14 protein-coding genes are annotated in these 12,437 nt (G+C 38.9%); 1 reads left to right on the top strand and 13 read right to left on the bottom strand.

Annotation, left to right across the window (positions count from 1 at the left end; all coding sequences use genetic code 11):
- Window positions 1-12: 12 nt before the first annotated feature.
- Both dapB and ACQKOG_RS07875 read right to left on the bottom strand, forming a co-directional pair.
- Entirely contained in the window at window positions 13-810 is a 798-nt protein-coding gene (gene dapB / locus ACQKOG_RS07880; protein WP_370075869.1) for a 4-hydroxy-tetrahydrodipicolinate reductase, read from the bottom strand.
- Window positions 810-1,145, bottom strand: a complete 336-nt coding sequence (locus ACQKOG_RS07875) for a nucleotide pyrophosphohydrolase (protein ID WP_370075871.1) — start codon at window positions 1,143-1,145, stop codon at window positions 810-812. Before ACQKOG_RS07875 ends, dapB begins: the two co-directional genes overlap by 1 nt.
- A 115-nt stretch (window positions 1,146-1,260) precedes the next feature.
- Here ACQKOG_RS07875 and ACQKOG_RS07870 point away from each other — a divergent pair, with 115 nt between their 5' ends.
- Window positions 1,261-2,130 carry a YitT family protein gene (locus ACQKOG_RS07870; protein WP_370075873.1) on the top strand — a complete coding sequence of 290 codons (870 nt, stop codon included), beginning with the start codon at window positions 1,261-1,263 and terminating at the stop codon, window positions 2,128-2,130.
- Window positions 2,131-2,248: 118 nt separating this feature from the next.
- On the opposite strand, the gene ACQKOG_RS07865 is transcribed toward ACQKOG_RS07870, so the two are convergent.
- From ACQKOG_RS07865 to hisC, 11 genes are all read right to left on the bottom strand, one after another.
- Entirely contained in the window at window positions 2,249-2,923 is a 675-nt protein-coding gene (locus ACQKOG_RS07865; RefSeq protein WP_053593597.1) for a zinc metallopeptidase, read from the bottom strand.
- Between the two features lie 60 nt (window positions 2,924-2,983).
- Window positions 2,984-3,580 (bottom strand): DUF1405 domain-containing protein, encoded by a 597-nt coding sequence (locus ACQKOG_RS07860; RefSeq protein WP_370075877.1) that lies wholly within the window; start codon window positions 3,578-3,580, stop codon window positions 2,984-2,986.
- Window positions 3,581-4,059: 479 nt separating this feature from the next.
- Window positions 4,060-4,854 (bottom strand): menaquinol-cytochrome c reductase cytochrome b/c subunit, encoded by a 795-nt coding sequence (locus tag ACQKOG_RS07855; protein ID WP_370075879.1) that lies wholly within the window; start codon window positions 4,852-4,854, stop codon window positions 4,060-4,062.
- 42 nt (window positions 4,855-4,896) lie between these two features.
- Window positions 4,897-5,571, bottom strand: a complete 675-nt coding sequence (gene qcrB, locus ACQKOG_RS07850) for a menaquinol-cytochrome c reductase cytochrome b subunit (protein ID WP_053482547.1) — start codon at window positions 5,569-5,571, stop codon at window positions 4,897-4,899.
- Between the two features lie 14 nt (window positions 5,572-5,585).
- Window positions 5,586-6,092 (bottom strand): ubiquinol-cytochrome c reductase iron-sulfur subunit, encoded by a 507-nt coding sequence (locus ACQKOG_RS07845; protein ID WP_142508359.1) that lies wholly within the window; start codon window positions 6,090-6,092, stop codon window positions 5,586-5,588.
- A 154-nt stretch (window positions 6,093-6,246) separates the two neighbouring features.
- Window positions 6,247-6,696 (bottom strand): DUF2487 family protein, encoded by a 450-nt coding sequence (locus tag ACQKOG_RS07840; RefSeq protein ID WP_370075881.1) that lies wholly within the window; start codon window positions 6,694-6,696, stop codon window positions 6,247-6,249.
- A gap of 243 nt (window positions 6,697-6,939) precedes the next feature.
- Window positions 6,940-7,497: a ReoY family proteolytic degradation factor gene (locus ACQKOG_RS07835; protein ID WP_370075883.1), complete on the bottom strand. Its 558-nt coding sequence runs from the start codon at window positions 7,495-7,497 to the stop codon at window positions 6,940-6,942.
- 14 nt (window positions 7,498-7,511) lie between these two features.
- The gene (locus ACQKOG_RS07830) at window positions 7,512-8,780 is read right to left on the bottom strand and encodes a tetratricopeptide repeat protein (protein WP_427445876.1); all 1,269 of its coding nucleotides are present in this window, start codon (window positions 8,778-8,780) and stop codon (window positions 7,512-7,514) included.
- 95 nt (window positions 8,781-8,875) lie between these two features.
- A complete protein-coding gene (gene aroA / locus ACQKOG_RS07825; RefSeq protein WP_370075887.1) occupies window positions 8,876-10,162 on the bottom strand; it encodes a 3-phosphoshikimate 1-carboxyvinyltransferase in 1,287 nt (428 codons plus the stop codon).
- A 78-nt stretch (window positions 10,163-10,240) separates the two neighbouring features.
- On the bottom strand, window positions 10,241-11,338 hold the full coding sequence (locus ACQKOG_RS07820; RefSeq protein WP_370075889.1) for a prephenate dehydrogenase: 1,098 nt from the start codon (window positions 11,336-11,338) through the stop codon (window positions 10,241-10,243).
- Window positions 11,335-12,435 carry a histidinol-phosphate transaminase gene (hisC, locus tag ACQKOG_RS07815; protein ID WP_370075891.1) on the bottom strand — a complete coding sequence of 367 codons (1,101 nt, stop codon included), beginning with the start codon at window positions 12,433-12,435 and terminating at the stop codon, window positions 11,335-11,337. Before hisC ends, ACQKOG_RS07820 begins: the two co-directional genes overlap by 4 nt.
- Window positions 12,436-12,437 lie beyond the last annotated feature (2 nt).

The following is a 12,437-nucleotide window of genomic DNA, read 5'->3' as shown; positions in this document are numbered from 1 at the left end:
CCATCCCAATCTTTAGATGATGTTTTCTAAACCATATACAAGTTGATCCATTTTCATGACCTCTTCTACGCAGAATGCTACACCAGACATAAAAGAATTACGGTTTAACGAATCATGACGAATTGTTAATAGCTGCCCATCTCCGCCAAATAACACTTGCTGGTGTGCCACTAAACCTGGTAAACGAACAGAGTGAATACGCATACCATCAAATTCTCCACCTCTTGCACCCTCAATAGTTTCTTTTTCCTCTGGATGTCCTTGCATCTTTTGTGCTCGCACTCCTTGAATCAACTGTGCCGTTTTAACAGCTGTTCCTGATGGAGCATCCAGCTTTTGATCGTGGTGCATTTCAATAATTTCAACATCAGGTAAATATTTTGCCGCTTCCTTAGCAAATTTCATCATAAGGATTGCCCCTATAGCAAAGTTTGGAGCAATAATACAGCCTAGCTCTTTTTCTTTAGCCATTGCTGATAATTCCACTAGTTGTTCATCTGTAAAGCCTGTTGTACCAATTACAGGTCGTACATTTAAATTCAAGGCCTCTTTAGTATGTTTGTATACTGCATGCGGGCTTGTTAAATCTACTAATACGTCAGGTGCAGTCGCCTCTACAAGTTCAGACATATCTGTAAAGATTGGAGCCGTATAACTTGCCGGAAACATCTCCAAATCACCTAATGTTTTTCCAACTTCCTTATAATCTAGTACAGCTACTAATTCCATTTTGTCATGCTTCATGACCGTATGTACAGCCTCAGCTCCCATTTTTCCTCTAGGTCCTGCTATTGCTACACGAATTGACATCATTCTCCATCCTTTCTAGTCCAGCGATCTTTATCCCTTGTTTCAAATTTATGTATAACGCGTAAAAGTGCTTCATCTAATTTAATGCCCTGTGCATTTGCAAAGCACACTAAAACAAAGAAAAAGTCACCTAATTCTTCTTCAATACTGTTTGCTTCCTCTGTATTCTTTTTCTTCTTTTGCCCGTAAACGTCTTGCACTTCACGAGACAATTCACCAAGTTCCTCGGTTAGACGTGCCAGTAACTCGAATGGCGGGAAATAGCCTTCTTTAAATTGTCCTATATAATCATCTACACGCTGCTGTAAAGCTTGCATTGTCACTTGTTCAGTCATCTAAATCACACTCCTACTTACCATCGTATAAAATTTACACCATTGTTGTCAAAAACAATAAAATGTCAGATAATAGATAGCACTACTTCATTTGTTTGGAACTTCAGGAGGTCATATGCTAAAACAGATCAAAATCAGCAATATCATCGCAATAATGCTCGGAGCTGCGATTTTTAGCTTCGGCTTCGTCCACTTCAACATGCAAAATCAACTCGGTGAAGGTGGCCTAAGTGGGATTACACTCATACTTTATTTTACACTTGGCTGGGACCCTGCTTTAATGAATTTACTATTAAACATTCCTATGTTTATTATTGGGTATCGTTTACTTGGGAAAAAATCATTTATTTATACGCTTGTTGGAACTTTATCTGTTTCAGTTTTCCTTAAAGTTTTCCAAAAGTATCAATTTACTATTCATTTAGAGGACGATCTGTTACTTGTTGCTCTTTTTGCAGGGGTTTTTGTTGGACTAGGGCTCGGTATCGTCTTTCGCTTCGGTGGTACAACTGGCGGTGTAGATATTTTGGCTCGCCTTGGGCATAAATATTTTGGTTGGAGTATGGGTAAAACGATGTTCATCTTTGACGCAATTGTCATTATCCTATCATGGCTAACATTTTTAGATGCACGCTCTATGATGTATACCCTTGTTGCGGTATTTGTTGGTGCGCGCGTCATTGATTTTGTTCAAGAAGGAGCATATGCAGCACGTGGAGCACTTATTATATCTGAAAAATCTAGCGCCATTGCTGAGATGATCGCAATACGAATGGAACGCGGTATTACTATACTTGAAGGTCATGGCCATTTTACTAAGCAACAAAAAGAAGTTATTTATTGTGTCATCGGCCGCAATGAGGTTGTACGTTTAAAATCCATTGTTCATGAGGTGGATCCACACGCTTTCGTTTCTATAATAGAAGTACGTGATGTTGCAGGAGAAGGCTTCACGCTAGACGACCAAAAACAACCGCTCCATTAAAACGAACAAATTGCCTGCTCTTTCGAATAAAACATTCGTTGAGGTAGGCTTTTTTACATAGTAAAGTAACGGATTAAAAAACTTGCTATAGTGAATTACCACTACAACAAGTTTTTTATTAGTCGTCACTTCGCATATTTGTAAAGATTAATACTAAACGTAATAATTCTAATACAGCTACTGCTGCCGCGGCAACATATGTTAATGCTGCAGCACTTAACACTTTGCGTGCTGGGCGCTCTTCTTCATTTGTAATAATACCTAGAGAATTCATTTGCACTAACGCACGCTTGGATGCATCAAACTCTACTGGTAACGTTACTAATTGGAAAACCACGCCTGCTGCTAACAATACGATACCTAAAAGTAAAAATTTTGGATTCGTTGCAAAAATACCAATCATGACAAATATCCAAGACATATTTGATGAAATATTTGCAACTGGCACTAGCTTACTACGTAATGTCAGCATTGAATAAGCTTCTTTATGCTGGATGGCATGGCCAACCTCATGGGCAGCAACTGCAGCTCCAGCAATACTCGCCTCATAAAAGTTACTTTCCGATAAAGCAACTGTTTTTGTCGCCGGATTATAGTGATCAGACAACACACCTTGTGTTGGAACAACTCGTACATCATATAAGCCGTTTGCATCTAAAATCGCACGCGCTACCTCTGCACCTGTTTGTCCCTTCATTGTACGTTCTTTTGCAAACTTATTATACGTGCCCTTTACTTTCATCTGTGCGTAAAGCGGCAGTAGCATTATGATTGCAAAATAAACAATATACATACTTGTTGACAATTTTTTAACCCCTTTCTATCTCAATACTATAATTCTATAATCAATTACCTAATTCGGCAAATATTTGCGCCACCTAATTGAGAAGATGGCTAGAAAAATGCATGTAATGGATAACCAAAAAGTAAAATAACCAATATAACTTGTATAATCTGCTAAATCTCGGTACATCGGCATTTGGCCAAATACATAATCAATTACATCATTATGCAATGTCCATACGGCTGCCACGGCAATATGCCAATATGAAAAAACATATTTACCGAGATACAAAATTGCTTGAACAGCCATAGCAAAATGTGAGCCAACAAGCATCCAGCCTTGCCAGCCAATAGATCCCGTTTCAACCAACGTCCAAATATTCATCACATCGGCCCAGATTCCATATTTGACCAGCGTTATAAGTGCTAGCACTTCCATTAGCGGCCATTTTTTTTCCATAATCCATGCTAACAATACAAAGCAAAAGAATAGGCTGGCTGTCGGGCTGTCCGGCACAAAAATATAAAAGATGGGCTTCGTGATGGCAAGCTGCCCTCCATACCAATAATAACCGTAAATAGTTCCTAATAGATTGATAATAAGTAATAGTATTAAAAATGATTTATGTGTAAGGAGAAACCAGACGTTTGCACGTGTAATTTGCATAATTAAAACTCCTTTATCTTCTGTCTTTACTAAGATGCCTTTTTTATTTGTTATTATGTATAAATTAATCTTTAATTAGCCACATACTATCGATAATGAATATTGGCAGTATTTTTGTTGTCCAAAACCTTAACGTGGGGTTGATTTCCTTTCCGACTAGGCGCTTTCCCGGGGGCGTTCAGTCGGAAAGGAAATCAACTTATGTACATAGCTTACATTTTAACCAATGTCATGCCTATCTTTTATTGATGAGCTTTTTCTAACACTTCAAAATAGACCACATCAAATGTTTGGATAGCACAGGGTTAGTTCTACATAAATTCCGGGGACTGGCCTGCCACTTTCGAATATCTAAAATGTATCCTCATAAATATTATAGAACTAAAATACATTCTGGGGAACTTTTTTGAAGTTGTAACAGTCACATTATTATACTAGAAGAAAAAAAGAGCCAGTTTCCTGACTCTTTTAAACTATACTTATTTATCTTCTTTTAAGCTCGCAACAAATTCAGCTATTTGCTTCGCTTCTTCATCTGTACCCTTGAATACACCAGGTGGCATTTTGCCTCGACCGTTATGGATAATATCTTCAATTTCGTCAGCTGTTAGTGTGTTACCAAGTAATGTTGGAGCAGCTGGGCCACCTTTTAAGTCAGCCGCATGACAGCCGATACAAGATTGAGCTGCGTCACTTGTTTCACCAGTCCAAATTTTATAACCTGGTAGTGATTCATCAATAGTAACTTGAACTTCTGTTTCAATTGCGCCCATTGCTTTTTGAGCTTCCCAGTCATGGTTAGCAACTGCTTCCCATGTTAAGTAAAACATAGATGCCAGAGTCAATAACATAAACGCTGTTGGTAACGGACGTTTAGATGGACGACGTTCTGGACTTTTATCTAAAAATGGCATTAATAATAGCGCTCCAAATGCAAGACCTGGAATTACAACTGTTCCAATAACATTATATGGACCTGAAGCATATGTGTATTTTAATAATTGATATAAGAATAAGAAGTACCAGTCCGGTAATGGAATGTACGCTCTTGTCGGATCAGCTGGTCCTTCAAGTGGTGATGGATGTGCAACTGTTAATATTAAATAAGCAATTAAAAATACAGCACCAACCATCCATTCTTTTAGTAAGAAGTTCGGCCAGAAAGCTTCCGTCTTACCTGGATATTCGGAATAATCCTTTGGAACGTTCGGCATTCTGTGATTCGCTTTAATACGAGAATCACCAACAAATTTCATTCCTTTTCCGCGATGCATTATGTCCCCTCCTTTAAAAAATCATCGAACCGTCAAGAACTATTACAACGGCCCTGAAATTCCTTGACGACGAATCATGATAAAGTGTGCTGCAAGTAATGCAAACAATACTGCAGGTAAGAAGAATACATGAATCGCAAAGAATCGTGTTAACGTTTGAGCACCAAGAATAGTTGAGTCACCCGCTAATAAGATTTTAATCCATTCACCGATAAACGGTACAGATGCAGCAATTTGGATACCTACTTTTGTAGCGAATAATGCTTTCATATCCCAAGGCAATAAGTATCCTGTAAAACCAAGACCCATCATAACACCAAAAATACCTACACCAACCATCCAGTTTAATTCACGAGGTTTCTTATAAGAACCTGTAAAGAATACACGAAGTGTATGTAAGAACATCATAACGATTACTAATGAAGCTCCCCAGTGGTGCATACCGCGTACGATTTCACCAAATGCTACTTCGTTTTGTAAATAATAAACTGATTTCCAAGCATTCACTACGTCTGGTACATAGTACATTGTTAAGAACATACCTGATAGAATTTGAATTACTGTGATGAAGAAAGTTAATCCACCGAAACAGTAAACGAATGCTGAAAAATGATGTGCAGGGTTCACGTGCTCTGGCACTTCGTGGTCGGCAATATCACGCCAAATAGGTGTAATATCTAAGCGTTCATCGACCCAATCATAAATTTTATTTAGCACTGTTTTGTACCCCCTTACTTAACTAGAGTATTTGGATGAATTGGCCCAAGCGATAAATAACCATCATCTTCTTTAACTTCATATTCATCCAATGGACCTAATGGTGGTGTTCCTGCTACGTTATTACCATTCTTCTCATAGCGTCCACCATGACAAGCACAGAAGAATTGATCTGGGTGTGTTGAATCTGTTCCCCAGTCAACCATACATCCTAAATGCTTACAAACAGGAGATAATGCAACGATTTGATCGCCTTGTTTGAAAACCCATGCTACGTTTGTTACGTCTGATTTGTACCATGCATCAACTTGTTCAAATGTTAAGTCAACTTTAACAGGTTTGTCAGTAATATCAGCGATTTTATGCTCTGTTTTTACAAAGTTCCCACCAGCATGACTTTGTAGCACTGGGTCTATTGCAAAACGAAGCATTGGCATCAGCATACCTGCCGCCATAAAGCCACCTACACCAGTTAGTGTATAGCTTAGGAATTGACGACGTGAAACTCGATTATTACTCATTTTTTTCCCCCCTCTAACTTAAAGGTCAGTCCAACGGACATTCATTTACAAATAGTAATACTAGGACATATCTATGATATATCAACTCCATAGCTTGGTCAATATAGCATTCTGTGGAAAGCTGGAGAATGTGAACAATTATTGAAACTAATTGTTAAATCTGTGTCCATTTGGTCGAAAAGATCGGAATCACTTGTCGCAATTGATCTTCGAGAATGGAGCTTTTCACGCCTTTATCCATACTTTCTAACGGAATCGCTGGTAGCCAAATAACATTTACTTCATCTCCAATATTTGTCCAAAAATGGTCACAAGTAATGAAGAACACATGCTTAAAACCAGCATTATGTAATTGTGCCTCTAATTGCTTCGGCATATCTTCGTTTTTTAATGTTGCACTATACGTAAACGGTGGCATCAATAATAAACGACCTTTAAACTGTTGTTCGACAAAAGATGTAAGCGATAACAAAAAATCCACTTCTGTACCACTCTGTTTCATTTTTTCAGGAGTTAAATCGACGGTTACGAGTGGAACAATTGCTGTATCGATAAATTCCTTCTGTGCCATAAACAATGTCACATCACTTGCATTAAAATACATCTCACAAACCTCCTCTTGTTGCATAAATCAATTTCGCCTTGGCGTAATTGCGTCCGGATTTTGGGCACAATCCCGCCGGGGCTTTATCTTCATGCAGCAGGGTTTGGTACCCCCACTGCATGAAGATAAAAAAATGCCCTTCTCCACTCTTCAATAGGATAGCCAATAAAAAGTGAAAACAATCATTCACTTGTTATGTTATCATATTGAGGTAGATAAAGGACATTCCATTTTTACTTATAACTAACGTAAATTAGCCGTTTCCTTTAAAGCTTGTAACAAATTAGACAATTCATAAAAGCGATCTTCATCTCCCTGATCCAGGGCTTCATCAATTTGCGCGAGTAATTTTTCTTCTTGGAATACGAGTAAGCTGTTGGAAAGCAGCTCTTCAGCCAGTAAGCGATCTTTTTCACTAACAATCAGTGCTTCTGGCATATAAGGGTTTTCTTCAAGAACTGCTAAGTATTGTGCACTTGGTGGTACATTTGGAAAATTCAATTGTATATACATATCTTCATGCTCATGTAAACGTAAATCATGGAAGGATTTCTCAGCATCTGCTGTCATTACATTGCCTTTGTAAAAACGAAACGGCACTCCTGTTGAATCGACCGTTGACATTACCATTGCTCTAGGGCAATAGTGAGCTTCTTCAACAAATCGAATTCGTTTTAATAACTCATCGTTACTTAATAAGTAATTCAAAATCCATACACACTCACGACGTTTCAATTGATAATTTTTTAAAAACCATCTAACAAATGCTTTTTTATCGACAACTGATACAGAAGCAGTCATACCCACTCCCTCCTTTACTCAAATTCTAAGGTTTCTAACTTCTCTTGCCACTCCAGTTCACCCGGCTGAATAGTTATTAATTGACCGAGCACTTCTTTAGCTTCTGAACGTTTTCCTTCCTCTAACAAGAAATAAACATACTTTTCTAAAAATGCTGCGTCTTCCTTAAAATCATTATATGCCAAACGGTAAAATTCGTATGCACGGTCGTACAATTCTAAATTTTCATATGCAACCGCAGCAAATGGGTATAAGGTGCTCCATTCAAAATCATTTTTTTGCAACGTTTCAAATAATTCTATTACATCCTCATGACGCTCTTGCTGTGCCAACACGGAGATTAATGCTAATACTGCCTCCATGTATTCAGGATCTAAGGCAATGGCTTCACGTAGATGCTGCTCACCCTCAGCTGGCAAACCAGTTTTTAAAGCCATTTTACCGGCGAATAAAAATAAGGACTTATCGTATTCGTCACGCTTTAACCCTTCTAGAATGGCAGCGTATGCTTTTTTATTATCCTCCGTCATGGTATAGCTTTCAGCAAGCAATAAATAGGCAGAAAAATAATCAGGGTCTAATTCTTTTAATTCCTCTAATTGTTTAATGGCCATTTCATATTTTTGTGATTGAAAGGCTGAATACGCTGCACCAAATAAAACATCTGGCTTTACTTCAGCTTCCAGAGCTTTTAAATAGTAATCTAAGGCCGTTTCATAGGCAGCTCCTGCACGATACACCTCAGCAAGTCGTTCTGTAAGACTTACCCCAGCAAATTCAACTTGTTGTTCATACAATTCTTCATATAGTCTCGCAGCCTCTAAGAAGCGACCCGTTTCAAATAAAAGCTCCGCTTTAGCAAATTGTAGTAATGGCTCATCAGGTAATATAGATAGTGCCTCATTGATGCGCATTTCTGCTACTTCAAACAATCCTTGCATTTGATAATAATCCGCTAATACTAATAATGCTTGAGGATATTCTGGAGCTGTCTCCTCTACTTCTAATAAAAAATCTAACGCTTCATCTTCATCGCCAAGTTCCATTAAGACGTTTGCACGATCAATTTTCAACTGTGCTTCTTCTGGGAATAAAAATTGTAAATGCTCCAGTACACGGTCAGCTTCCTTCATATATCCATACTGCATAAAAACTTCAGCTAGCGCATAAATGTCCTCAGGTAGCTCTTTCGTTAAAAATGTTTCAAGTAGCTGTTCAATTAATGCTAAGTCCCCTTGTTCAAGTGCTTGCATCATTTCAGTCATCGCATTGTTCACAGTCATTCACCTATTCTTTCATTAATACCTTTATGCTACAAAACATTTTCTCTCGAAACAAGAAAAAACTCCCCAAAAGACTTGGAGAGTCAAGCATAGATTTATATTACTTCCTCTATATGCTCGAAAAACGATGGATAAGAAACCGCAATACATTCTGCGTCATCTAAAGTTACAGCCCCATCTGTTATTAGTGCTGCAACAGCACCCATCATCCCTATACGATGATCACCATAGGTTTTAAGGCTAGCACCACGTAATGGAGTTGGTCCTTCAATAATCATGCCATCCTCAGTAGCTTCAATATTAGCACCTAGTTTTTTCAATTCATCCACAACAGCCGTTATCCGGTCTGTTTCCTTCACTTTTAACTCCTCGGCATCCTTAATAATAGTTTTACCGTTTGCCTGCGTTGCTAATAAAGCAAGGATCGGGATTTCATCGATAAGACGAGGAATAATATCTCCCTCAATGGTAGTGCCTTTTAATGTTGACGTTTCAATTGTAACTGTTGCTGTCGGCTCTGACTGGCTATCTTCATCCGGTATAAGTGTTATAGATGCTCCCATATTATGAAGCACTTTGATAATACCATCTCGTGTTGGATTAATTCCGACATTTTCTAGCGTTATTTTACTATCCTCACAGATGGCCCCTGCTACTAAGAAAAAGGCCGCAGATGAAATATCACCTGGCACAGACACATGTGTCCCTGTTAAAGTTTGTCCTCCTTTTAACGAAATAACACCATCCACCTCATCAACCTGTGCACCAAATTGACGTAGCATTCTCTCAGTATGATCTCGAGATACTTCAATTTCTCGCACAATTGTAGTACCTTCAGCGCGTAAACCAGCAAGTAAAACAGCTGACTTCACCTGCGCACTTGCAACAGGCATGTGGTAATCAATAGCTTGTAATGCTGTACCTTGAATGGCTAATGGCGTATATTGTCCATCTGCCCTTCCAGTAATGTGTGCGCCCATTTGACGTAACGGATCAATAACACGGCGCATCGGTCGCTTTCCAATGGACGCATCCCCTGTCATTACTGAATGTACAGTAGATCCAGCTAAAATACCTAGCATTAAGCGTGTCGTTGTACCAGAATTTCCTGTGTATAGTACCTCTGTAGGCTCTTGCCACCCCTCTATACCTGGGCTGTCGATGGATACATTTGTTCCTTCTACGTCAATTTTCACACCGAGCTTACGGAAGCAATCAATTGTACTTAAACAATCCTCACCTAATAAAAAGCCGTCAACTGTTGTTTTTCCCGTTGCAATAGCTCCAAACATAACGGAACGGTGAGAGATAGATTTATCGCCAGGAATCGTTAAAGTTCCTTGTAAGGAAGGTTTATCATATTGTAATACTTTTTCACTCATCGTTTTCTTCCCTCCAATATGAAGATAGAAAGCGCCGTAATTTCGACGCTTTCTTTTAAATAGGCATTTCCTAGGATCCTATGAAATATATGTTTCATAATTAGCGCGCTTTTGTATACACGCTGCTGCACGTTCACGGTCACTTTCACTTTGTAAGCTAATAACAAGAATCCCGAAAACGTCTTCTCTTGACTCTACGATACGTAAATTTGTAATACTAATCGCTTCGTCTGCAAGTAAGCCTGTCACCTCAGAAATAACCCCCGGATAGTCAGGAACATCAACATATAAGTCAAATGATGTGAACATTGCTCCTGCACTAATCGGTAATTCATCTCTTAGCTCTTTAGCAACTGCAAAGTATGTTTCTATGTCATCCGAGCTACCATTGAAAAGCAGCTCCTTTACACGACTCATTTCCTTTTCCCAGCCTTCTAGCTGCGCAATAAGCTCTTCTCGATTTTGTAATGTAATATCTCGCCATAAAATCGGATTGGACGAGGCAATACGCGTTACATCACGGAAGCCACCTGCAGCAAGTGAACGTGTCATTGGATATTCCCCGTTTTCTCCGCCCAATTGATGCACAAGAGAAGCAGCTACGACATGCGGAAAATGACTAACTACAGCTGTCATATGATCATGCTCACGAGCAGATACACTAACAACTTTTGCATGTGTAAATTTTAATAAACTTTCAAGCTGTGCCATATTGACAATTTCTTCACCGGCGAGCGGTGTTAGCATATAATACGCATTTTCAAAAAGGTGAGCCTTAGCAGCTAAAACACCGCTTTTATGTGAGCCTGCCATTGGATGTCCTCCAATAAAGGTAATGCCTAACTCACGTAGTTCCCCAGCCTTTTGCATAATTTTCTTTTTTGTACTTCCTGTATCTGTTACGATTACTTTATTTTTTAACGGCCATGTTTTTAATTGTTCCATCCATTCAAGCGTTGCGTTGACGGGAGTTCCAAAAATGATTACATCCACGTCGGCCACCACTTCTTTTGGATCTGTCACAATATCATGAACAATATTTAATGTTTTCGCATGGTCACGAGTTTTCGCATCCATATCATAGCCAATAATTTTTGTTTCTGGTGCCTTTTGCAATGCCAAGGCAATCGAGCCTCCAATTAGGCCTAGCCCAATAACGAGCACATTGCGTATCATGCAAAAACTCCTAGCTCTTTTAGGACGTTTTCAAGGTGACCTAACAACGCTGTATTTTGAGCTTCTGTTCCGATTGTCACGCGGACAAACCCAGGTAATCCTAACGCATTTCCACTACGGATTATAAAGCCTCGTTTCATTAGCTCATTGAAGACAACATCACTATCAGCATTCGTATTAAAGAAAATAAAGTTCGTATCAGAAGGGAAGTATTTCAAATTATGTTTCTCACAAAATTCAATATATTGTTTTTTACCTTTTTCATTTGCTTCACGGCAAGCATTTATATATTCTTGATCACTTAAAGCGATTGTCGCAACTGCTTGACTTAAAATTGTATTATTAAATGGCGCTCTTACTGGATCAAGCTTTGCAATTACTTCTGGTTGCCCAATTGCATAACCAACTCGGAAAGAAGCAAGACCATATGCTTTGGAGAATGTACGCATTAATAGTACATTGGGAAACTCGTCTATTAAAGGTAGAGTATCTTTGTGACCAGGATGCGTTACGTATTCGATATATGCTTCATCTAATACTACTAGTACATCACTTGGAACTTTAGCTAAAAATGCACGCAATTCAACATCAGGTATCACCACACCTGTTGGGTTATTTGGGCTACAAACCCAAATGATCGATGTATTACCATCAATTGCTGCTGCCATTGCATCAAGATCATGTGCACCTTCGATACAAGGAACTTTGCGTACCTCTGCGCCTTCTATTTCAGCATTGTGCCAGTATTGGGAGAAGGATGGGTCTGCCATCACTGTGTTTACACCTGGATACAACAATGCACGCGTAATAATTGCAATGATATCGTCGGAGCCGTTACCAAAAAGAAGCTGTGTTTCTTTGACACCTAGATGATTTGCAACAGCTGTACGTAAATTTTGCGCATAGCCGTCTGGATAGATCGCATGATTTACTGAATTATTTTGTAAATAAGCAGTTACCTTAGGTGAGCACCCAAATGGGTTTTCATTAGATGCTAATTTTACGACTTCTTGTAAGCCATATTCACGTTGTACTTCTTCAATTGGTTTACCAGGCTTATATGCTTGCATACCGTCCAATTGTTGTTTCCATTTCATCT

The sequence above is a fragment of the Lysinibacillus sp. NPDC093216 genome (assembly GCF_050280325.1).
In the GTDB taxonomy this organism is placed as follows: domain Bacteria; phylum Bacillota; class Bacilli; order Bacillales_A; family Planococcaceae; genus Lysinibacillus.
Note: the sequence above shows the minus strand (reverse complement) of the source record. Positions and strands in the feature narration are given on the sequence as shown.

Coding starts and splice junctions, on each gene's coding strand:
- dapB (WP_370075869.1), bottom strand. CDS start 810: ATGTCAATTCGTGTAGCAATAGCAGGACCTAGAGGAAAAATGGGAGCT.
- ACQKOG_RS07875 (WP_370075871.1), bottom strand. CDS start 1,145: ATGACTGAACAAGTGACAATGCAAGCTTTACAGCAGCGTGTAGATGAT.
- ACQKOG_RS07870 (WP_370075873.1), top strand. CDS start 1,261: ATGCTAAAACAGATCAAAATCAGCAATATCATCGCAATAATGCTCGGA.
- ACQKOG_RS07865 (WP_053593597.1), bottom strand. CDS start 2,923: ATGTATATTGTTTATTTTGCAATCATAATGCTACTGCCGCTTTACGCA.
- ACQKOG_RS07860 (WP_370075877.1), bottom strand. CDS start 3,580: ATGCAAATTACACGTGCAAACGTCTGGTTTCTCCTTACACATAAATCA.
- ACQKOG_RS07855 (WP_370075879.1), bottom strand. CDS start 4,854: ATGCATCGCGGAAAAGGAATGAAATTTGTTGGTGATTCTCGTATTAAA.
- ACQKOG_RS07845 (WP_142508359.1), bottom strand. CDS start 6,092: ATGAGTAATAATCGAGTTTCACGTCGTCAATTCCTAAGCTATACACTA.
- ACQKOG_RS07840 (WP_370075881.1), bottom strand. CDS start 6,696: ATGTATTTTAATGCAAGTGATGTGACATTGTTTATGGCACAGAAGGAA.
- ACQKOG_RS07835 (WP_370075883.1), bottom strand. CDS start 7,497: ATGACTGCTTCTGTATCAGTTGTCGATAAAAAAGCATTTGTTAGATGG.
- ACQKOG_RS07830 (WP_427445876.1), bottom strand. CDS start 8,780: ATGACTGTGAACAATGCGATGACTGAAATGATGCAAGCACTTGAACAA.
- aroA (WP_370075887.1), bottom strand. CDS start 10,162: ATGAGTGAAAAAGTATTACAATATGATAAACCTTCCTTACAAGGAACT.
- ACQKOG_RS07820 (WP_370075889.1), bottom strand. CDS start 11,338: ATGATACGCAATGTGCTCGTTATTGGGCTAGGCCTAATTGGAGGCTCG.
- hisC (WP_370075891.1), bottom strand. CDS start 12,435: ATGAAATGGAAACAACAATTGGACGGTATGCAAGCATATAAGCCTGGT.